Here is a 20,126-nt window from a genome sequence, read left to right as displayed (position 1 = left end):
CCATGCCGCGTTTTTTAGCTCCGCTGCTGTTGCTGTGCCTGACCTTCAACGCCCACGCCGACAGTTACATCACCCGCCTGTTGAACAAACCGGTGCCGGGGGGCGTGGCCGTGGTCGACCTGGGCGCTGCCGCGCAAGCGCCGAAAGCCAGTTATCAGGGCAAGCCTGTATTGGTGATCAAGGAACAGAACAACTGGCTGGCGATTGTCGGCGTGCCGCTGACGGTCAAGCCGGGCGCCCAGTCCATCAGCAGCGGTGGGCGCAGCCTGGGGTTCACTGTCGGTAACAAGAAATACCCGGAACAACGCATCACCCTGAAGAATACCCAGCAGGTCAATCCTGATCAGGACAACCTGAAGCGCATCGAACGCGAGCTGGCCGAGCAGATCGCCGCCTACCGCACCTTCAGCCCGAATACGCCGAGTAACGTGCTGCTGGACAAACCGGTGAACGGACCGCTGTCGAGCAAGTTCGGTGTGCGCCGGTTCTTTAATGGTGAAGAGCGTAATCCTCACTCAGGCCTGGATTTCGCCGTGCCTGCCGGTACGCCGATCAAGACCCCGGCCGCGGGTAAGGTGATCTTGATTGGTAACTACTTCTTCAATGGCAACACGGTGTTTGTCGACCATGGGCAGGGTTTCATCAGCATGTTCTGCCACATGTCGAAGATCGATGTGAAGGTTGGGCAGCAGCTGGGGCGTGGTGGCGTGGTTGGCAAGGTGGGTGCGACGGGGCGGGCGACCGGGCCGCATATGCACTGGAATGTCAGTTTGAATGATGCGCGGGTGGATCCGGCGATTTTTATCGGGGCGTTTCAGCCATAGTTGTTCGGTGAAGCTGGTGGCCCCTTCGCGGGCAAGCCCGCTCCTACAGGGATTGGCGGTGCACACAAAATTCATGTTCACCTCGGTCACTGTGGGAGCGGGCTTGCCTGCGAAGGCGGCGTCACTGACACCGCCTATTCCGCCTCCAGATCTTCGATCCCATGGACTTCCCGGTCCGCCAGGCAATGCCTGACCCACTCCTGGGTCTCCGCTGAAAACCAGCTCAACTCCTCCGCCGTGATCAACTCGCGCGCACACAACCCAAGCAAATGCGAACGCGCTTCATGGCGTGAAAACCTGAACACGCCAAACGCCCAATACAGCTCTTTTTGCCCGGCTTTCAGCAATTCCTCGCTGGCATCGATCCGCTCGTAGGGCGCAATACTCTTGTCCAACACGATCTTTTCGACGTCGGTCATGATCCGGGTGCACATCCGCTCATGGGCCACCGGACGCAATACGCAATACTGTTTCCAATCGGACTCGTTCATCGCCGACTCCCGCTTGCCCATCGAGGCTTTAAAGAAGAATAGCCCCGCTGCACGGACGCGGTCGCTCAATCCGTCGATTGCGCATCGCTCAAACCTTGCGCAAACATCCTGAAGATCGGACTTATGCAGAGCAATAAAATCTCGATAAATACGGCCTAAAGAGGATTCCTCTCAATTTTTTTCGACTGCTTGCCATCCTTCCCCCCCGCGGTTAGGGTTGAAGGCATGAAAACCTCTCACACCCTCATTCAGCTTCGTCAGCACCGCAGTTTGTGCCTTGTCAGCGCACGACTGCCGGGCTAAATCGCGGCGCCTCATCCCAAGCGTTACTCCAAGAACATTTTGATCCACCGGCAGGCCGCCTTTTTTCGGCCCACACAATAAGGATTTCCCGATGAGCATGCTCAAAGACCCGTCTTCGAAATACCGCGCGTTCCCGACCATCGATCTCCCGGACCGCACCTGGCCGTCGAAGACCATCACTGCAGCGCCAATCTGGTGCAGCTCCGATCTGCGTGATGGCAACCAGTCGCTGATCGAACCGATGGACGCCGTCAAGAAGCTGCGCTTCTGGAAAACCCTGGTGCAGGTCGGCGTGAAGGAAATCGAAGCGTCGTTCCCGTCCGCCTCGCAGACCGATTTCGACTTCGTACGCACCCTGATCGAAGACGGTCATATCCCGGACGACACCACCATCCAGGTATTGACCCAGGCACGTGAAGATTTGATCGCGCGTACTTTCGAATCCCTGCGTGGCGCGAAAAAAGCCATCGTTCACCTGTACAACGCCACGTCTCCTTCTTTCCGCCGCATTGTCTTCAACCAGGACCTGGAAGGGGTCAAGGAAATCGCCGTAAACGCGGCCAAGCTGTTCGTCAAATATGCCGCCCAGCAGCCGGAAACCGAGTGGACCTTCCAGTACTCCCCGGAAACCTTCAGCGCCACCGAACTGGAGTTCGCCAAGGAAGTCTGCGACGCGGTGATCGAAGTCTGGAACCCGACGCCCGAGCGCAAGATCATCCTCAACCTGCCGGCCACCGTCGAATGCGCGACCCCGAACATCTATGCCGACCAGATCGAATGGTTTGGCCGTCACATCAACCGTCGTGACAGCGTGATCATCAGCCTGCACACCCACAACGACCGTGGCACGGGTGTTGCCGCCACTGAGCTGGGCCTGATGGCTGGCGCCGACCGCGTCGAAGGCTGCCTGTTCGGCAACGGCGAGCGCACTGGCAACGTCGACCTGGTGACCGTGGCCCTGAACATGTACACCCAGGGCTTGAACCCTGAGCTGGACTTCTCCGACATCGACGGCGTGCGCAAAGTCGTCGAAGAGTGCAACCAGATCCAGGTTCACCCGCGTCACCCGTACGTTGGCGACCTGGTGCACACCGCATTCTCCGGCTCGCACCAGGACGCGATCCGCAAGGGCTTCGCCCAGCAGAAATCCGATGCCCTGTGGGAAGTGCCTTACCTGCCGATCGACCCGGCCGACATCGGCCGCAGCTACGAGGCGGTCATCCGCGTCAACAGCCAGTCGGGCAAGGGCGGCATCGCCTACCTGCTGGAACAGGAATACGGCATCAGCTTGCCGCGTCGCATGCAGATCGAGTTCAGCCAGGTCGTGCAGCGTGAAACCGATCGCCTGGGCCTGGAAATGACCGCCCAGCAAATCCACGCGCTGCTGCACAGCGAGTACTTGCAGGCCAATACCCCGTACGCGCTGGTCAGCCATCGCCTGCAGGAAGAAAACGGCCACAGCGCCGTCGAAGTGGAAGTGGCCAGCAAAGGCCAGGGCGAAACCAACCTGCACTGGCGCGGCAAGGGCAACGGCGCCCTGGAAGCACTGGTGGCCGGCCTGCCGATCCCGGTGGAAATCATGGACTACAACGAACACGCCATCGGCGCGGGCACCAATGCCAAGGCCGCGGCCTACATTGAACTGCGCGTGAATGGCGAGCGTGCGGTGCACGGCGTGGGTATCGATGAAAACATCACTACCGCCAGCTTCAAGGCCCTGTTCAGCGCGCTGAACCGCTCGCTGAGCCAGCCGGAAGCGAAAGCGGCGTAACGCCCTGCTGTAATGCAAAAGGCCCCGAGATGCGAATCTCGGGGCCTTTTTGTTTGCCTGCGGGTTCTGTGTTGCCTGTTATGGCCTCATCGCGAGCAGGCTCACTCCCACAGTGTCCGCGTTCACACCAATCCAATGTAGGAGTGAGCCTGCTCGCGATGGGGCCGGCTCAGGTAGCAACAATCTCAGGTGAATTCGAAGGTATCGGCATCCAGATTCGCCGGAAAACGCGTGCGATAAGCCGCCAGGTCCGCCGCATCCAGCACCACCTTGAACACGCCGTCCGCCTCCCCCGCGCTGAGCAAGGTCTCGCCCTGGAAATCCAGCACCTGGCTGTCCCCGGTATAGGCAAAGCCTTTGCCATCGGTGCCGACGCGGTTAACTGCCGCCACGTAGCACAGGTTCTCGATCGCCCGCGCCGGCAGCAATCTATTCCAGTGCTGACGCCGTGCGCCCGGCCAGTTCGCCGTGTACAGCAGCAAGTCCGTGTCCTGCGGGTCACGGCTCCACACCGGGAAGCGCAGGTCGTAGCAAATCAGCGGCCGTACCCGCCAGCCCTTGAGCTCGAACTGCACTTGGCGCTCGCCCGGGGTGTAGTGATTGTGCTCGCCGGCCATGCGGAACAGGTGACGCTTGTCGTAGTGCCACACTTCGCCGTCCGGCCGAGCCCACAACAGGCGGTTGCGATGGCTGCCATCAGCGGCCTGCACGATCACGCTACCGGTGATCACCGCATCCAATTTTGCAGCCTGGGCCCGCAGCCATTTACTGGTCGGCCCGTTTTCCGCTTCGGCGAGGGTCTCGGACTCCATCGAGAAACCGGTGGTGAACATCTCCGGCAGAATGATCAGGTCCGCGCCGCGCGCCTGCTCCAGCAAGGGTTCGAAATGCTCCAGGTTGGCCTGGCGATCGTGCCAGGCCAGGGTGGTCTGGATCAGCGCAACAGTCAGGTTCGGCAGTGCACTCAGATCACGCATAGTTTTTCCGCTGCTTCACGCAGGGTCTCCTCACGTTTGGCAAAGCACAGGCGCACCAGGCGCTGGCCGACCGGCGGCGTCTGGTAGAACACCGAGATCGGGATGCTCGCAACGCCATGCTCACGGGTCATCCACAGCGCCATCTCAACGTCGTTGAGGTCAGGACGGATCTGCGAGTAGTCAACCAACTGGAAATAAGTACCGCTTACCCGGGTGAAGCTGAAGCGCGAAGGCACCAACAGATCACAGAACAGGTCGCGCTTGGCCTGATAGAACGCCGGCAACTCTTCCACGTGCTCCGGGTGTTCGGCCATGAAGTCGGCCAAGGCATACTGCAACGGAGTGACGCCGCAGAAGTTCACGTACTGGTGCACCTTGCGCAGCTCTGCCGTCAGGGCCGGCGGCGCGACCACGTAGCCCGTTTTCCAGCCGGTGACGTGGTAGGTCTTACCGAAGGAACTGACCACGAAGGCACGCTGATACAGCTCTTCATGGGCCAGCACACTGACGTGGGGCACACCGTCGTAGACCAGGTGTTCGTAGACCTCATCGCTGATCACATAGATGTCGCGATCGCGGATCAACGCCGCCAGTTGGTCCAGCTCGGCACGGTTGATCAGTGCGCCGCTGGGATTGTGCGGGGTATTGAGGATGATCATCCGTGTGCGCGGACTCAGTGCCTGGGCGAGCTTCTGGAAATCGATGCTGAAGTCGTCCAGCCCCAATTGCACGTGAACACAACGGCCACCGGCCAGCTCGACCGAGGGCTCGTAACTGTCATAAGCCGGATCAAACACGATGACTTCGTCACCGCTGTGGATAACCGCCTGAATGGCGCAGAAAATCGCCTCGGTCGCGCCGGGCGTCACGGTCACTTCGCTGTCCACATCGACGGTGACGCCGTAGCTGCGGGCGATTTTCGCCACGATCTGCTGACGCAGTACCGGCAGACCGGTCATTGGCGAGTATTGGTTGTGGCCACTGGCAATATGCCGGCCGACCGCATCGCACAGGGCCTGCGGCGCGGCGAAATCGGGAAAACCCTGGGACAGGTTGAGCGCCCCGGTTTGCGCCGCGAGCTGAGACATCTGCGTGAAGATGGTGATGCCGACATTCGGCAGCTTACTGGTGATCATCGAGGACTCCCTGCTCTACACCCGGCTCTAACGGCGGCGCGGGAGAGCCCGAGGATAGCCCAAACGGCAGGCATGAAAAAGGGCGCCATCGGCGCCCTCTTCTTCCCACAGTAAAAACCTGAATCAGCGCTTGTCGCGGCGCTTCTTGTCGGCCTTCTTGTGGTGTGACATCAAGCGACGCTTCTTGTTGACCTGGCGGTCGGTCAGCGAGTTCTTGTTGCCTTCGTACGGGTTCTCGCCGCCCTTGAACTCGATGCGGATCGGCGTACCGACCAGCTTCAAGACACGGCGGTAAGTGTTTTCCAGGTAACGCACGTAAGACTTCGGCACCTTCTCGATCTGGTTACCGTGGATCACGATGATCGGCGGGTTCGCACCACCCAAGTGGGCGTAACGCAGCTTGATCCGGCGGTTGTTGACCATCGGCGGTGCGTGCTCGCCAACTGCGTCTTCCAGGATCTGGGTCAGGCGGTTGGTTGGCCAGCGGGTGACCGCGGACTTGAACGAGTTCTGCACCGAGGCGTAGAGGTTGCCCACGCCAGTGCCGTGCAATGCCGAGATGAAGTGGATGTCGGCGTAGTCAACGAAGAACAGGCGACGTTGCAGCTCGACCTTCACGAAGTCGCGCTCGCTCGGCGTCATGCCGTCCCACTTGTTGATCGCGATGACCAGCGCACGACCCGACTCAATGGCAAAGCCCAGCAGGTTGAGGTCGTGGTCCACAACGCCTTCGCGGGCGTCCATCACGAAGATCACCACGTTGGCGTCTTTGATCGCCTGCAGGGTTTTGACCACGGAGAACTTTTCGACTTCTTCGTGGATCTTGCCGCGCTTGCGCACACCGGCGGTGTCGATCAGCGTGTACTTCTCCTCGTTACGTTCGAACGGGATGTAGATGCTGTCGCGGGTGGTGCCGGGTTGGTCATACACGATCACCCGGTCTTCACCGAGCATGCGGTTGACCAGGGTCGACTTGCCGACGTTCGGGCGACCGATGATGGCGATCTTGATCCCGTCTTTTTCGCTCGGGCCAGGAATGCGCTTGGCTTCCTCGCCTTCAGCGACGTCCTCTTCTTCCTCGCCTTCTTGCGGCTCGTCTTCGTCTTTCGGGAAGTCGCCCAGGGCGATTTCAAGCAGCTGGGTGATACCACGACCGTGGGCACCGGCGATCGGGATCGCATGGCCCATGCCCAGCGGGGCGAATTCGGCGCGGGCCATTTCCGGGTCGATGTTGTCGACCTTGTTGGCGACCACGTGGGAACGCTTGTTACGTTTGCGCAAATGCTCGGCGATCATCTGGTCGGCGGCGGTGAAACCGGCCTTGGCATCTACCAGGAATAGAACAACATCCGCTTCTTCAATGGCCAGCAGCGACTGCTCGGCCATTTTTTCGTCCATACCGTGCTCGTCACCGGAGATACCGCCGGTGTCGACCAGAATGTAGGAACGCCCTTGCCACTTGGCCTCACCGTACTGGCGATCACGGGTCAGACCGGACAAGTCGCCGACGATGGCGTCGCGAGTCCTGGTCAGGCGGTTGAACAAGGTGGACTTGCCGACGTTCGGTCGGCCCACCAGGGCGATTACGGGAACCATGCGGCTCTCCACTTCGTTATTTCAGAAAATACAAAAGCCGCTGCGAGGCAGCGGCTGGTGCTCGGGACCATCCCAGGGCACGTACCTGTAGGAGCGAGCCCTGCTCGCGAAAAACGCATGGACACCGCGTTTATCCAGGAAGCCACCGTTTTCGTTGGCGACCATCGCGAGCATGCTCGCTCCTACAGTTAAAACCCAAGCATAGTCGTTACTTAATGGTCAGGGCTTCCAGTTTGCCGCTGTTGCCATAGACATAAATCGTGTCACCCACCACCAGCGGACGCGCACGCAGGCCGTCGCTGTCGATGCGCTCACGGCCGACGAATCGACCGTCCACCTGACTCAACAGGTGCAGGTAACCTTCCAGGTCACCGACTGCAACGTAGCTGGAGAACACTTCCGGAGCCGTCAGTTGACGGCGAGCCAGCGAATCGTTGCTCCACAAGGCTGTGGTGGAACGCTCGTCGACGCCTTCAACGGTGCCCGAGGACAGGCTCACGTAGACGCTGCCGAAACCCTGGGCGACACCGGCGTAGCTGGAAGCATCACGCTGCCAGAGCTGCCGGCCGCTTTGCAGGTCCAGTGCCGCAACGCGACCCTGGTAGCTGGCGACATAGATCGTCTCGCCGGACAGCAGCAAGCCGCCGTCGATGTCGACAACGCGTTCCAGTTCCGAACGACCTTGCGGGATCGCTACACGCTGTTCCCACACCGGCACGCCGTTGGAGATGTCGAGAGCGACCACTTTACCGGTCGAGAAGCCAGCCACCGCGAGGCGGTTGGTCACGATCGGTGCGCTGGTACCGCGCAGGGTCAGTACCGCAGGCGTGCTGTCATACAACCAGCGCTGGTTGCCGGTGGCGGCATCCAGACCGATCAAACGGTCGTCCTGGGTCTGGACTACGACCACATCGCCATTGTTGGCGGGTGGTGCGAGGACTTCACTGGACACGCGAGCGCGCCATTTCTCTTCGCCGTTGATGGCGTCCAGGGCAACGATTTCACCCTTGATCGTACCGATCGTCAGCAGACCGTAACCCACGCCAACGGCGCCGGAAACAGGCAGTTCGAGATCTTTCTTCCATTTGACGTCGCCGTTGCTGCGATCCAGCGCCATCACCACACCGGTGACATCGGCGGCATAGATGGTATCGCCTTCGATGGCCGGAACCAGCATGTTGTAGGTTTCGCCCTGACCGTCACCGATCGAACGACTCCACTGCTTTTGCAGGACCACTTCTTCCTTGAAGTCGGTCAACTCGGCCGGTGGCAATTCTTTCTTGCTGTTGCTGCTGCAACCCGCGGCCAAAATGGCCAGGGCCAGCAATGCTGCATGCTTCCAACGGATCACGTCACGCATCCCCTTTGGCCAGGTCGTCCAGCTTGATTTGCAGGCCACCGACCGCCGCTTCATCCGACAGTGCCGCCTTGGCTTTTTGATACGCCGCGTGCGCTTCGTCGGTACGACCCAACTGCACCAGCAGGTCGCCCTTGAGTTCTTCGCGAGTGGCCAGGAAAGCCTTGTCGGCATCGCCTTCCAGCAGCTTCAGGGCTTCATCGACCTTGCTCTGCGCGGCCAGCACCTGCGCCAGGCGCTGACGGGCGATTTCGCCCAGAGCCGGGTTGGCCGGCTTGGCGACGATGGCTTTGAGCTCAGTGGCTGCGTCATCGAGCTTGCCACTGTCGACCGCGACTTTCGCCACGAACAGGCTGCCGTATTGCGCATAGGCGCTGCCGCCGAACTCGCTGTTGAGCTTGCCGGCCAGGTCCGAGACCCGCGCCGCATCCGGCTTGCCGTCAGGCGTCAGCGTGGTTTCGAGCAATTGCTGATAGAGCATCGAGGCGCCTTGCGACTGGTTGCTCTGATACTTCTGGAACGCCTGCCAACCGAACACGATGACCAGCGCCAACAGGCCGCCAGTGACCAGGGGCTTGCCGTTGCGTGACCACCATTCCTTAAAATCCGCCAGCTGTTCGTCTTCGGTACTCGACACCCCAATACTCCTTAATCGCTAATTCGGCTGTTAAGACAGCTTCAACCCTGCACGACGCAGGTGGCCAGGTGTGCAGCAAGCGCATCCCAGGCAATGCTTTGTTGTTCGCCCTGGCCACGCAGGGGTTTGAAACCTACCACTTGCTGGGCCATTTCGTCGTCACCGAGGATCAGTGCGTACAGCGCACCGCTCTTGTCGGCCTTCTTGAACTGGCTCTTGAAGCTGCCGGCACCGGCATTGACTTGCAGGCGCAGGTTGGGCAACTGGTCGCGCACGCGCTCGGCCAGGGCCAGGCCAGCCAGCTCGGCGGCTTCACCGAAGGCGCAGAGGTAGACGTCGACCTGACGGGAGATTTCTTCCGGGATCTGCTCCAGGGTTTCGAGCAGCAATACCAGGCGCTCGATGCCCATGGCGAAACCGACGCCGGCAGTAGGCTTGCCGCCCATCTGCTCGACCAGGCCGTCGTAACGACCACCGGCACACACGGTGCCCTGGGCGCCGAGTTTGTCGGTGACCCATTCGAAAACGGTCTTGCTGTAGTAGTCCAGCCCGCGAACCAGCTTCGGGTTGATTACATAGGGAATGCCAGCGGCGTCGAGGCGAGCCTTGAGGCCCTCGAAGTGCACTCGGGATTCTTCGTCGAGGTAATCGGCCATTTTCGGCGCATCGACCAGAATCGCCTGTGTGTCGGCGTTCTTGGTGTCCAGGACCCGCAGCGGGTTGGTTTTCAGTCGGCGCTGGCTGTCTTCGTCCAGCTTGTCCAAGTGACCGGACAGGAACTCGACCAGCGCTTCACGATAGCGGCCACGGGACTCGCTGGTGCCCAGGCTGTTGAGTTCGAGCTTGACCGCATCACGGATACCCAGCTCGCCCCACAGGCGCCAGGTCAGCACGATCAGCTCGGCATCGATGTCCGGACCGTCGAGGTTGAACACTTCGACACCGATCTGGTGGAACTGGCGATAACGCCCTTTCTGCGGACGCTCGTGGCGGAACATCGGGCCGATGTACCAGAGTTTCTGCACCTGGCCACCGCCGGTGATGCCGTGTTCGAGCACGGCACGCACGCAGGCTGCGGTACCTTCAGGGCGCAGGGTCAGGGAATCGCCGTTACGGTCGTCGAAGGTGTACATCTCTTTTTCGACGATGTCGGTCACTTCACCGATGGAGCGCTTGAACAGCTCGGTGAACTCGACGATCGGCATGCGGATCTGCTTGTAACCGTAGTTATCCAGCAGGCGCGAAACGGTGCCCTCGAAATGACGCCACAGGGGGGTCTGTTCGGGCAGGATGTCGTTCATGCCACGAATGGCTTGCAATGACTTGCTCACATTAAATCCTTAAATTCGTTCGATCAGCCACGCGCAATGACGGCAGCGTCAGCTTCGACCTTCTCGGCCGCTTTCTGGCGGATCAAGCGTTCAAGCTCATCCACCAGATTGTCATTCGTCAGTTTCTGCGACGGCTTGCCGTCGATGTAAATCAGGTTTGGCGTGCCGCCGGTCAAGCCGATATGGGCTTCCTTGGCTTCGCCCGGCCCGTTGACCACGCAACCGATGACCGCGACATCCAGCGGCACCAGCAGGTCTTCGAGGCGCCCTTCCAGCTCGTTCATGGTCTTGACCACATCGAAGTTCTGCCGCGAGCAGCTCGGGCAGGCGATGAAGTTGATGCCACGGGAACGCAGATGCAGGGACTTGAGAATGTCGTAGCCGACTTTCACTTCCTCGACCGGGTCAGCCGCCAACGAGATGCGAATGGTATCGCCAATCCCTTCGGCGAGCAGCATACCGAGGCCCACGGCAGATTTCACTGTGCCTGAACGCAAACCACCGGCTTCGGTGATCCCCAGGTGCAGCGGCTGGACGATTTCCTTGGCCAGCAAGCGGTAGGCTTCGACGGCCATGAACACGTCGGAGGCTTTCACGCTGACCTTGAAGTCCTGGAAGTTCAGGCGCTCGAGGTGTTCGACGTGGCGCAACGCCGATTCGACCAGCGCGGCGGGCGTCGGCTCGCCGTATTTTTTCTGCAGGTCTTTTTCCAGGGAGCCGGCGTTCACGCCGATACGGATCGGAATGCCGCGATCGCGGGCAGCATCGACCACCGCGCGCACGCGGTCTTCGCGACCGATGTTGCCCGGGTTGATCCGCAGGCAGTCAACACCCAGCTCGGCCACGCGCAAGGCAATGCGGTAGTCGAAGTGAATGTCGGCGACCAAGGGCACCTTGACCAGTTGCTTGATCTTGCCGAAAGCCTCGGCGGCGTCCATGTCCGGCACGGATACCCGCACGATATCGACACCGGCTGCTTCCAGGCGATTGATTTGCGCAACGGTCGCAGCGACGTCGTTGGTGTCGCTGTTGGTCATGCTTTGCACAGCGATGGGCGCATCGCCGCCAACAGGTACATTACCGACCCAGATCTTGCGCGATTCGCGACGTTTGATTGGAGATTCGCCGTGCATGACTTATTGACCCAACTTCAGGCGAGCAGTCTCGCCACTGGTGAACGGAGCGACATTGACCGCCTGACCGTTGTAGCTGACCTGCGCGCCGCGGGCATAACCCAGGCGCACGGAAAACGGCGGCTTGCCATTGAGGGAAACGCTTTCGCCTTTACGCTTCAGACCGCTCAACAGCACCTTGCCGTTGCCGTCGGTCACCTGGGTCCAGCAGTCGGCGGTGAACTGCAGTTGGACCTGGCCCTGGCCTGCCACCGCAGGTGCTGCTGGCGCTGGTGCTGGAGCCGCAGCGGTTGGCGCTGGAGCACTTGGAGCAACCGGTGAAGTCACCGCTGGCGCTGCAACAGCAGGAGCCGTCGGGGCTGGCGCAGCAGGTGTGGCAACGAGCGGAGCGGTCACGGCCGCTGTAACGGGTGCTGGCGCTGGCGTTTCAGCCGGTGCCTGGGTCGCGGTGTCGGCCTGCGGCAATGCCAGAGCCGTTGTGGTTTCAGCCTGCCCTTCGGCGACGGCCTGGTCTTCCGGCTCGTCCAGCGGATGAATCTGGGTGGTGCCGTCGGCGCCTTCGACTTCCACGTGTTCCGGGGTCAGGCTGATCAGGTCCTTGGTGCGCAGCGACGTCTGGTCCTGCCACCAGACAAAACCGCCACCCACCACGGCCACCAGCAACAACAGGCTGACAATGCGCAGGATGGTGTGGGACACGCGCACCGGTTCTTCGATACGGCCAAGGCTGTGAACGTTGCTGCCCTTGGAGTCGGTACCGGTGGATTGGTCGAACTGCTGGACCAGGACGGCCTGGTCCATGCCGAGCAATTTGGCATAGGCGCGAATATAGCCGCGGGCGAAGGTATGCCCTGGCAGCTTGTCGAACTCACCGGCTTCCAGATTGCTCAGGGAATTGACGGTAAGGTTGAGCTTGAGGGCCACTTCGGCCAGCGACCAGCCATTGCTTTCGCGGGCCTGGCGCAAGGTCTCACCGGGGTTAACGCGATTCGCTGCTACAACTTCAGGATGCGCCGCTTTCATCATTGCTCCGACAGGTATTGCTGATATTCCGGTGTACCGGGATAGAGTCGTTTTAATTGCAGGCCCGCACTGGCGGCCTTGTCGCGATCATCAAACACTTTTGCCAGGCGAATGCCGAGCAATAGACTACGTGCATTTTGCTCGGTAAGCAGGCTAAAACGGTCGTAATAGTCACGCGCGGGCACATAATGCCTGTCTTCGTAAGACAACTCAGCCATTTCCAGCAATGCCCGAGGCTGTTGTCGATTCAAACGCAGGGCTTTTTCCAGTTGTTGCTGGGCCAACTCACGCTGGCCGAGCATCGAAGCGGTCATGCCGAGGTTCTCGAACACCCGCGAACGCTCAGGATACAGGGTATCGGCCGCGGCCTGTTCGAAGCGCTCGTAGGCTTCCTTGTAACGTTTCTGCTCGAAGAGAAAGCTGCCGTAGTTGTTGAGGATTCGCGCATCGGCGGGACGGGAGGACAGCGCCTTGCGAAAATGCTGGTCAGCCAGCTCCGGCTCCATCTCGGCCTGGAACACCAACCCCAGCGCCGCATTGGCGTCCGGGTCTGCGGCGTCCAGATCCAGCGCCTTCTTCAGCGGCACTTTTGCGCGCTCGGTCATGCCCTGTTGCAAATAACCGATGCCCAGTTGTACGTAGGCCTCGCGCGCCTCGTCACGGCCTTTGCTGGTCTTCATCGGGTTGTAGTCACCCGAAAGCACACAGCCAGCACACAGGCTGGCCATTAGCAAAAGCAGCGCAAAGCGCAGGGACATGGAGATCCTCTCTTGATTACTTCGCAGCGTTCGAAGCCATATCGTTGTCGGCGTTCAGTTCACGCACGGCGATATAACGTTCGCTGCGACGGGTGCGATCCAGCACCTGCCCTACCAATTGACCACAGGCCGCGTCGATGTCTTCACCACGGGTGGTGCGGACGGTGACGTTGAAACCGGCATGATGCAGCTGATCCTGGAACCGGCGGATGGCGTTGTTGCTCGGCCGCTCGTACCCGGAATGCGGGAACGGGTTGAACGGGATCAGGTTGATCTTGCACGGGATGTTCTTGAGCAGCTCGATCATTTCCACAGCGTGCTCAACCTTGTCATTGACGTCTTTGAGCAAGGTGTACTCGATGGTCAGCACGCGCTTTTCGCCCAGGGACGACATGTAGCGCTGGCACGACTCGAGGAGCATCTTAAGCGGATACTTCTTGTTGATCGGCACCAATTGGTTACGCAATGCGTCATTCGGTGCGTGCAGGGACAACGCCAGGGAGACGTCGATGTGCTTGGACAGCTCATCGATCATCGGCACCACGCCGGAGGTCGACAGGGTCACGCGGCGCTTGGAAATGCCGTAGCCCAGGTCGTCCATCATCAGGTGCATGGCGGCGATAACGTTGTCGAAGTTCAGCAGCGGCTCACCCATGCCCATCATCACCACGTTGGTGATGGCACGGTCGACGGTTGCCGGGACGCTGCCAAAGGATTTGTTGGCAATCCACACCTGGCCGATGACTTCGGCGGCGGTGAGGTTGCTATTGAAGCCTTGCTTGCCGGTGGAGCAGAAACTGCAATCCAGGGCACAGCCTGCCTGGGACGAAACGCACAAGGTGCCGCGTTTGCCCTGGGGAATGTACACGGTCTCGACGCAGCTGCCGGACGCCACGCGCACCACCCATTTACGGGTGCCGTCGCTGGAGATGTCCTCGCTGACCACTTCCGGACCACGGACCTCAGCAACAGCCTTGAGCTTTTCGCGCAAGGCCTTGCTGACGTTCGTCATGGCGTCGAAATCATCGACGCCAAAGTGGTGAATCCATTTCATTACCTGACCGGCACGGAAACGCTTCTCCCCGATTGAGTCGAAGAATTTTTCCATTTCCTGTTGAGTCAGACCCAGCAGGTTAGTTTTTACAGTCGATGTAGTCATGGATTCACCTTCACTCTTAAGCCAATGCTTAGCGAGTGGTTACTTCAGTAGCTGCGAAGAAGTACGAGATTTCGCGAGCGGCAGCGGCTTCGGAGTCCGAACCGTGTACGGCGTTGGCGTCGATCGAGTCAGCGAAGTCAGCACGGATGGTGCCAGCAGCAGCTTCTTTAGGGTTGGTAGCGCCCATCAGCTCACGGTTCAGAGCGATAGCGTTTTCGCCTTCCAGAACCTGAACAACAACTGGGCCGGAGATCATGAAAGCAACCAGGTCGTTGAAGAAACCACGAGCGCTGTGCTCAGCGTAGAAGCCTTCGGCTTCGGCTTTGGACAGTTGCTTCAGTTTCGAAGCTACAACGCGCAGGCCAGCTTTTTCGAAACGGGTGGTGATCTCGCCGATCACGTTTTTAGCAACGGCGTCAGGCTTGATGATGGAGAAAGTACGTTGAACAGCCATGGTGTAACTCCAGAAACGGTAATTTGCGAAAAATTAAACCCGCGAATTATACGCGGGTTCTTGGGTATTGCCTAACCTGCAGCGTGGCTCAGTCGCGTTCTTCGATCCAGTGAGCCTGAATGGCCTCCAGGATCTTTTCGCCACAATGCTCAGGCAAATCGTCGAATTCGGGCAATTCCATCACCCATTTGCGCAGATCGACGAAGTTGACCGACAAAGGGTCAACATCGGGCTTGCTTTCAGCCAGCTGGATCGCGATTTCCAGCACATCAGTCCACTTGAGACTCATGACAGTTCCTTGAATCAGTGCGGCGCTTCGGCTGCGTGGTTGAGCGAGTACTTCGGAATTTCGACGGTCAGGTCTTCGGTGCCGACCTTGGCCTGACAGCCCAGGCGCGACTCACGCTCAAGGCCCCAAGCCTTATCAAGGTAGTCTTCTTCCAGCTCATCAGCCTCTTCCAGCGAGTCGAAACCCTCGCGGATGATGCAGTGGCAGGTGGTGCAGGCGCAGACGCCGCCACAGGCACTTTCCATCTCGATATGGTGTTCGTGAGCCAGTTCGAGGATGGAAATACCTGTCTCAGCCTCCACGACCATGCCTTCCGGGCAAAACTTTTCGTGTGGCAGAAAAATGACCTGCGGCATCGTTATTCCTCAATCTCATTCAGGTTGCGCCCCGACAGCGCGGCTTTCACGGTCAAGTCCATGCGACGGGCGGCAAAAGCGTCGGTTACTTGCGACAGACGCTTGGTCTGCTGCTCGATGGCAAAACCATCGGAACCTTTCATCAGTTCGGTCAGTTCCTGCATCTGCAATTCAATGACCATGCGCTCTTCGGCATCGAGCAGGCGGTCGCCGTCGGCTTCCAGGGCGCCCTGCACCGCTTCAATCAAGCGCTGGGCATCGACCTGCTGCTCGCGCAATACGCGGGCAACCTTGTCGTCATTGGCGTGCTGGAACGAATCCTTGAGCATCTTGGCGATTTCGCCGTCGGTCAGGCCGTAGGACGGCTTGACCTGGATGCTGGCTTCGACGCCCGAACCCAGTTCGCGGGCGGAAACACTGAGCAAGCCGTCGGCATCGACCTGGAAGGTCACGCGAATCTTCGCCGCGCCGGCCACCATCGCCGGAATACCGCGCAATTCGAAGCGCGCGAGGGAGCGGCAGTCGCTGATCAGCTCGCGCTCGCCCTGCAACACGTGGATCGCCATGGCCGACTGACCATCTTTGTAAGTGGTGAAGTCCTGGGCGCGAGCGACGGGGATGGTGGTGTTGCGTGGAATCACCTTCTCCATCAGACCGCCCATGGTTTCCAGACCCAGGGACAACGGAATCACGTCCAGCAGCAGCAATTCATCGCCATCGCGCTTGTTGCCGGCCAGGGTATCGGCCTGGATCGCGGCACCGATGGCCACCACTTGATCCGGGTCGATTTCAGTCAGTGGCTGGCGCCCAAAGGCTTCAGCGACGGCTTCGCGAACGCGCGGCACGCGAGTCGAGCCGCCAACCATGACCACCGCATGCACGTCTTCCAGCTCAACACCGGAATCACGTACCGCGCGGCGGCAGGCTTTCAGGCTGCGCGCGACCATCGGTTCGATCAAGGCATCGAAGGCTTCGCGGGTCAGCTCGGCTTTCCAGTCGCCATGCGCCACTTCGACCGACGAGGCGTTGGTCAGGGCTTCTTTGGCAGCACAGGCCGTTTGCAGCAGTTGACGCTGCGCACCCGGATCGAGATTGGCGGACAGGCCGGCGCTCTCGATGATCCAGCCAGCGATCGCGTGGTCGAAGTCATCGCCGCCCAGGGCGCTGTCGCCACCGGTAGCCAAAACTTCGAACACACCGCCAGTCAGGCGCAGAATCGAAATATCGAAGGTACCGCCGCCCAGGTCATAAATCGCCACCAAGCCTTCGGCATGCTGGTCCAGACCGTAAGCCACCGCCGCTGCGGTCGGCTCGTTGAGCAAGCGCAGCACGTTAAGGCCGGCCAGCTTGGCCGCGTCCTTGGTGGCCTGGCGCTGGGCGTCGTCGAAATAGGCCGGAACGGTGATCACCGCACCTACCAGTTCACCACCCAGGGTCGCTTCAGCGCGCTGGCGCAGGACCTTGAGGATGTCGGCAGACACCTCGACCGGGCTTTTCGGGCCCTGGACCGTGTCGATGAACGGCATGTGCGACTCGCCACCGACAAAGCGGTATGGCAGTTGATCGCCCAACTGCTTGACGTCGGCCAGACCACGACCCATCAGGCGCTTGACCGACAGCACGGTGTTCAAGGGATCGGTGGCGGCAGCCAGCTTGGCGGATTCGCCAACCTCGACGCGATCGGCGTGGTAGCGCACGGCAGACGGCAGGATGACCTGCCCTTGCGCGTCAGCCAGAGGCTCGGAAAGACCACTGCGCAACGCAGCGACCAGCGAATTGGTAGTGCCCAAGTCGATCCCCACAGCCAGGCGACGCTGGTGCGGTTGAGGACTTTGGCCGGGTTCGGCGATCTGCAGTAGGGCCATCGTTATCAGGACTTATCTGTATATCAGGCGTGCGACCGGAGCGGCACTGGGTTAATCGTCGAGGCGCTCTTCTAACTGGCGCACTTCGTAGGTCAGCTTGTCGAGGAACTGCATGCGCCGCATCAGGCGTTCGGCCTGTTCACGTTGCGCTGCATCATTCCAGCAGGCTGCGAAACTGTCGTTCAGTTTTTCCTGGGCCACTTTCAGGCGGCGCTTGAAGACGGCAACGCCATTGAGGTCGGCGCTGTCCTGCAGGTCTTCGAGCTCTTCGCGCAACTCCATCTGTTGCAGAAGAAACTCCGGATCATGCACCGTGACCTCCAGCGGCAGCTCGCCACCATTCAAGGCGAGCAGGTATCGCGCGCGCTTGGGTGGACTCTTGAGCGTCTGGTAGGCCTCGTTGAGGCTCGCGGATTGCTCTAGCGCCAGCCGCTGCTCTCGCTCGGAAGCGTCGGCAAAGCGGTCTGGATGAACACTGCGCGCCAACTCACGGTAGCGCGTAGCCAGCTGGTCGAGATCCAGGTTGAAACTCGGTTGCAGCTCGAATAAAGCGAAATGACAAGGAGTACCCACGACAAGCCTCAGATGTTGAAGCTTTCGCCGCAGCCACATTCACCGCGCACGTTGGGGTTGTTGAACTTGAAGCCTTCGTTCAACCCTTCCTTGACGAAATCGAGCTCGGTGCCGTCCAGGTAGGCCAGGCTTTTCGGGTCGATGATCACTTTCTCGCCGTGACTCTCGAACACCTGGTCCTCTGCAACCACCTCGTCGACAAACTCCAGCACGTAGGCAAGGCCGGAGCAGCCCGTGGTGCGAACACCCAGGCGAATCCCCTCACCTTTGCCGCGCCCGTCAAGGGAGCGTCGCACGTGTCGAGCAGCCGCTTCTGTCATGCTGATAGCCATCGGTGACTCCTTACTCGTCGCCAAAAACTGAAATTCAGATCAAGCCTTTCTTCTGCTTGTAATCGCGAACGGCCGCCTTGATGGCGTCTTCGGCGAGTACCGAGCAGTGAATTTTCACTGGCGGCAGGGCCAGCTCTTCAGCCAGCTGGGTGTTCTTGATGGTTTCCGCTTCGTCCAGGGTCTTGCCCTTCATCCACTCGGTGGCGAGGGAGCTGGAGGCGATCGCCGAACCGCAGCCGTAGGTCTTGAACTTGGCATCTTCGATGATGCCTGCGTCGTTGACCTTGATCTGCAGGCGCATCACGTCGCCGCACGCCGGAGCGCCGACCATGCCGGTGCCGACATCAGGATCTTCCGCGTCCATCTTGCCGACGTTGCGCGGGTTTTCGTAGTGGTCGATGACCTTTTCGCTGTAAGCCATGATTCTCAATCCTCACTCATCAGGGCCGCTCTTGAGACCCTGTAGCTGCGCTGCGTCAGTCGCCGCGTCGCTACAGGAGCTGTATCCGGCGGCTTCTTTGTTTAGTGTGCCGCCCACTCGATCTTCGAGATATCGACGCCGTCTTTGTACATGTCCCACAGCGGCGACAGAGCGCGCAGCTTGGTAACGGCCTCGCAGACTTTCTGCGCGGCATAATCGATTTCTTCTTCGGTGGTGAAACGGCCGAAGGTGAAGCGGATCGAGCTGTGTGCCAGTTCGTCGTTGCGGCCCAGGGCGCGCAGTACGTACGAAGGCTCCAGCGACGCCGAGGTGCAGGCCGAACCGGACGAAACCGCCAGGTCCTTGAGCGCCATGATCAGCGACTCGCCTTCAACGTAGTTGAAGCTCAGGTTCAGGTTGTGCGGCACGCGAGCAGTCAGGCTGCCGTTGACGTACAGCTCTTCCAGGTGCTCGACCTGCTTGTAGAAACGGTCGCTCAAGGCCTTGATGCGCACGTTCTCGGCAGCCATGTCTTCCTTGGCCACGCGGAACGCTTCGCCCATGCCGACGATCTGGTGAGTCGCCAGGGTGCCCGAACGCATGCCGCGCTCGTGACCGCCGCCGTGCATGGTCGCTTCGATACGTACGCGCGGCTTGCGGCTGACGTACAGGGCGCCGATGCCTTTAGGACCGTAGGTCTTGTGGGCGGAGAACGACATCATGTCGACTTTCAGCTTCTGCAGGTCGATCTCGACCTTGCCAGTGGACTGAGCGGCGTCGACGTGGAACAGGATGCCCTTGGAGCGGAGCAATTCGCCGATCGCTGCGATGTCGTTGATGGTGCCGATTTCGTTGTTCACGTGCATCACCGACACCAGGATGGTGTCGTCGCGCAGTTCGGCTTCGATCATCTCAGGTGTAACCAGACCGTCGGTGCGAGGCTCGATGTAGGTCACTTCGAAACCTTCACGCTCCAATTGGCGCATGGTGTCCAGGACAGCCTTGTGCTCGATCTTGGTGGTGATCAGGTGCTTGCCTTTGGTGGCATAGAAATGTGCCGCACCCTTGATTGCCAGGTTGTCGGATTCGGTGGCACCGGAAGTCCAGACGATTTCGCGCGGGTCGGCGTTGACCAGGTCGGCCACCTGACGACGGGCGTTTTCGACGGACTCTTCGGCTTTCCAGCCAAACACGTGGGAACGGGACGCCGGGTTACCGAAGTTTCCGTCGACCAGCAGGCATTCACTCATCTTTTGCGCGACACGCGGATCAACCGGGGTAGTCGCAGAGTAATCAAGGTAAATCGGCAATTTCATGGACTATCTCCTAAATCAGGCTGG

At 60.2% G+C, this 20,126-nt stretch carries 21 protein-coding genes; 2 read left to right on the top strand and 19 right to left on the bottom strand.

Annotated elements, in window-relative coordinates; translation table 11 throughout:
• Positions 1-2: 2 nt before the first annotated feature.
• Positions 3-824: a peptidoglycan DD-metalloendopeptidase family protein gene (locus tag OH720_RS05010; protein WP_272604779.1), complete on the top strand. Its 822-nt coding sequence runs from the start codon at positions 3-5 to the stop codon at positions 822-824.
• Between the two features lie 134 nt (positions 825-958).
• On the opposite strand, the gene OH720_RS05005 is transcribed toward OH720_RS05010, so the two are convergent.
• Positions 959-1,315, bottom strand: a complete 357-nt coding sequence (locus OH720_RS05005) for a hypothetical protein (protein WP_272604778.1) — start codon at positions 1,313-1,315, stop codon at positions 959-961.
• 394 nt (positions 1,316-1,709) lie between these two features.
• Between OH720_RS05005 and leuA the strand changes: the two genes are divergently transcribed.
• The gene (gene leuA / locus OH720_RS05000; RefSeq protein WP_180205858.1) at positions 1,710-3,389 is read left to right on the top strand and encodes a 2-isopropylmalate synthase; all 1,680 of its coding nucleotides are present in this window, start codon (positions 1,710-1,712) and stop codon (positions 3,387-3,389) included.
• Between the two features lie 185 nt (positions 3,390-3,574).
• Here leuA and OH720_RS04995 read toward each other — a convergent pair whose 3' ends face one another.
• The 18 genes from OH720_RS04995 to OH720_RS04910 all read right to left on the bottom strand — a co-directional run bounded on the left by OH720_RS04995 (position 3,575) and on the right by OH720_RS04910 (position 20,102).
• Positions 3,575-4,366, bottom strand: a complete 792-nt coding sequence (locus OH720_RS04995; RefSeq protein ID WP_272604777.1) for an amidohydrolase — start codon at positions 4,364-4,366, stop codon at positions 3,575-3,577.
• A complete protein-coding gene (locus tag OH720_RS04990; protein ID WP_272604776.1) occupies positions 4,354-5,502 on the bottom strand; it encodes a pyridoxal phosphate-dependent aminotransferase in 1,149 nt (382 codons plus the stop codon). The genes OH720_RS04995 and OH720_RS04990 overlap by 13 nt, the downstream gene beginning before the upstream one ends.
• 123 nt (positions 5,503-5,625) lie before the next feature.
• A complete protein-coding gene (der, locus tag OH720_RS04985) occupies positions 5,626-7,098 on the bottom strand; it encodes a ribosome biogenesis GTPase Der (RefSeq protein WP_008057747.1) in 1,473 nt (490 codons plus the stop codon).
• Between the two features lie 208 nt (positions 7,099-7,306).
• Positions 7,307-8,458 (bottom strand): outer membrane protein assembly factor BamB, encoded by a 1,152-nt coding sequence (bamB, locus tag OH720_RS04980; protein WP_272604775.1) that lies wholly within the window; start codon positions 8,456-8,458, stop codon positions 7,307-7,309.
• Positions 8,451-9,092, bottom strand: a complete 642-nt coding sequence (locus OH720_RS04975) for a tetratricopeptide repeat protein (RefSeq protein ID WP_272604774.1) — start codon at positions 9,090-9,092, stop codon at positions 8,451-8,453. Before OH720_RS04975 ends, bamB begins: the two co-directional genes overlap by 8 nt.
• Before the next feature lie 41 nt (positions 9,093-9,133).
• A complete protein-coding gene (hisS, locus tag OH720_RS04970) occupies positions 9,134-10,423 on the bottom strand; it encodes a histidine--tRNA ligase (protein ID WP_180205853.1) in 1,290 nt (429 codons plus the stop codon).
• A gap of 23 nt (positions 10,424-10,446) precedes the next feature.
• Positions 10,447-11,556, bottom strand: coding sequence for a flavodoxin-dependent (E)-4-hydroxy-3-methylbut-2-enyl-diphosphate synthase (gene ispG, locus OH720_RS04965; protein ID WP_003185136.1), 1,110 nt, complete (start codon positions 11,554-11,556; stop codon positions 10,447-10,449).
• Positions 11,557-11,559: 3 nt separating this feature from the next.
• Positions 11,560-12,579 (bottom strand): RodZ domain-containing protein, encoded by a 1,020-nt coding sequence (locus tag OH720_RS04960; protein ID WP_272604773.1) that lies wholly within the window; start codon positions 12,577-12,579, stop codon positions 11,560-11,562.
• Entirely contained in the window at positions 12,579-13,337 is a 759-nt protein-coding gene (gene pilW, locus OH720_RS04955; protein ID WP_008057738.1) for a type IV pilus biogenesis/stability protein PilW, read from the bottom strand. Before pilW ends, OH720_RS04960 begins: the two co-directional genes overlap by 1 nt.
• A gap of 16 nt (positions 13,338-13,353) precedes the next feature.
• Positions 13,354-14,496, bottom strand: coding sequence for a 23S rRNA (adenine(2503)-C(2))-methyltransferase RlmN (gene rlmN / locus OH720_RS04950; protein ID WP_008057736.1), 1,143 nt, complete (start codon positions 14,494-14,496; stop codon positions 13,354-13,356).
• Positions 14,497-14,524: 28 nt separating this feature from the next.
• Complete coding sequence (ndk, locus tag OH720_RS04945) at positions 14,525-14,950, bottom strand: nucleoside-diphosphate kinase (protein ID WP_007903599.1); 426 nt, start codon at positions 14,948-14,950, stop codon at positions 14,525-14,527.
• 88 nt (positions 14,951-15,038) lie between these two features.
• On the bottom strand, positions 15,039-15,239 hold the full coding sequence (iscX, locus tag OH720_RS04940) for a Fe-S cluster assembly protein IscX (protein WP_008025505.1): 201 nt from the start codon (positions 15,237-15,239) through the stop codon (positions 15,039-15,041).
• Between the two features lie 14 nt (positions 15,240-15,253).
• Positions 15,254-15,595, bottom strand: a complete 342-nt coding sequence (gene fdx, locus OH720_RS04935) for an ISC system 2Fe-2S type ferredoxin (RefSeq protein ID WP_007998670.1) — start codon at positions 15,593-15,595, stop codon at positions 15,254-15,256.
• A gap of 2 nt (positions 15,596-15,597) precedes the next feature.
• The gene (gene hscA / locus OH720_RS04930) at positions 15,598-17,460 is read right to left on the bottom strand and encodes a Fe-S protein assembly chaperone HscA (protein WP_180205849.1); all 1,863 of its coding nucleotides are present in this window, start codon (positions 17,458-17,460) and stop codon (positions 15,598-15,600) included.
• A 51-nt stretch (positions 17,461-17,511) separates the two neighbouring features.
• Complete coding sequence (hscB, locus tag OH720_RS04925; RefSeq protein WP_008025499.1) at positions 17,512-18,033, bottom strand: co-chaperone HscB; 522 nt, start codon at positions 18,031-18,033, stop codon at positions 17,512-17,514.
• A gap of 8 nt (positions 18,034-18,041) precedes the next feature.
• Positions 18,042-18,365, bottom strand: coding sequence for an iron-sulfur cluster assembly protein IscA (iscA, locus tag OH720_RS04920; RefSeq protein ID WP_003227904.1), 324 nt, complete (start codon positions 18,363-18,365; stop codon positions 18,042-18,044).
• Between the two features lie 34 nt (positions 18,366-18,399).
• On the bottom strand, positions 18,400-18,786 hold the full coding sequence (gene iscU, locus OH720_RS04915; protein WP_007974006.1) for a Fe-S cluster assembly scaffold IscU: 387 nt from the start codon (positions 18,784-18,786) through the stop codon (positions 18,400-18,402).
• A gap of 101 nt (positions 18,787-18,887) precedes the next feature.
• Positions 18,888-20,102, bottom strand: a complete 1,215-nt coding sequence (locus OH720_RS04910; RefSeq protein WP_008057730.1) for an IscS subfamily cysteine desulfurase — start codon at positions 20,100-20,102, stop codon at positions 18,888-18,890.
• Positions 20,103-20,126: the final 24 nt, after the last annotated feature.

It is taken from the genome of Pseudomonas sp. WJP1 (assembly GCF_028471945.1).
Lineage (GTDB): Bacteria > Pseudomonadota > Gammaproteobacteria > Pseudomonadales > Pseudomonadaceae > Aquipseudomonas.
The sequence above is the reverse complement of the archived record's forward strand: the minus strand, read 5'-3'. Positions and strand labels throughout refer to the sequence as shown.

Bases quoted from the DNA above. Each gene is read 5' to 3' on its own strand.
- OH720_RS05010 (WP_272604779.1), top strand. From the start codon at position 3: ATGCCGCGTTTTTTAGCTCCGCTGCTGTTGCTGTGCCTGACCTTCAAC.
- OH720_RS05005 (WP_272604778.1), bottom strand. From the start codon at position 1,315: ATGAACGAGTCCGATTGGAAACAGTATTGCGTATTGCGTCCGGTGGCC.
- leuA (WP_180205858.1), top strand. From the start codon at position 1,710: ATGAGCATGCTCAAAGACCCGTCTTCGAAATACCGCGCGTTCCCGACC.
- OH720_RS04995 (WP_272604777.1), bottom strand. From the start codon at position 4,366: ATGCGTGATCTGAGTGCACTGCCGAACCTGACTGTTGCGCTGATCCAG.
- OH720_RS04990 (WP_272604776.1), bottom strand. From the start codon at position 5,502: ATGATCACCAGTAAGCTGCCGAATGTCGGCATCACCATCTTCACGCAG.
- der (WP_008057747.1), bottom strand. From the start codon at position 7,098: ATGGTTCCCGTAATCGCCCTGGTGGGCCGACCGAACGTCGGCAAGTCC.
- bamB (WP_272604775.1), bottom strand. From the start codon at position 8,458: ATGCGTGACGTGATCCGTTGGAAGCATGCAGCATTGCTGGCCCTGGCC.
- ispG (WP_003185136.1), bottom strand. From the start codon at position 11,556: ATGCACGGCGAATCTCCAATCAAACGTCGCGAATCGCGCAAGATCTGG.
- OH720_RS04960 (WP_272604773.1), bottom strand. From the start codon at position 12,579: ATGAAAGCGGCGCATCCTGAAGTTGTAGCAGCGAATCGCGTTAACCCC.
- pilW (WP_008057738.1), bottom strand. From the start codon at position 13,337: ATGTCCCTGCGCTTTGCGCTGCTTTTGCTAATGGCCAGCCTGTGTGCT.
- rlmN (WP_008057736.1), bottom strand. From the start codon at position 14,496: ATGACTACATCGACTGTAAAAACTAACCTGCTGGGTCTGACTCAACAG.
- ndk (WP_007903599.1), bottom strand. From the start codon at position 14,950: ATGGCTGTTCAACGTACTTTCTCCATCATCAAGCCTGACGCCGTTGCT.
- iscX (WP_008025505.1), bottom strand. From the start codon at position 15,239: ATGAGTCTCAAGTGGACTGATGTGCTGGAAATCGCGATCCAGCTGGCT.
- fdx (WP_007998670.1), bottom strand. From the start codon at position 15,595: ATGCCGCAGGTCATTTTTCTGCCACACGAAAAGTTTTGCCCGGAAGGC.
- hscA (WP_180205849.1), bottom strand. From the start codon at position 17,460: ATGGCCCTACTGCAGATCGCCGAACCCGGCCAAAGTCCTCAACCGCAC.
- iscA (WP_003227904.1), bottom strand. From the start codon at position 18,365: ATGGCTATCAGCATGACAGAAGCGGCTGCTCGACACGTGCGACGCTCC.
- iscU (WP_007974006.1), bottom strand. From the start codon at position 18,786: ATGGCTTACAGCGAAAAGGTCATCGACCACTACGAAAACCCGCGCAAC.
- OH720_RS04910 (WP_008057730.1), bottom strand. From the start codon at position 20,102: ATGAAATTGCCGATTTACCTTGATTACTCTGCGACTACCCCGGTTGAT.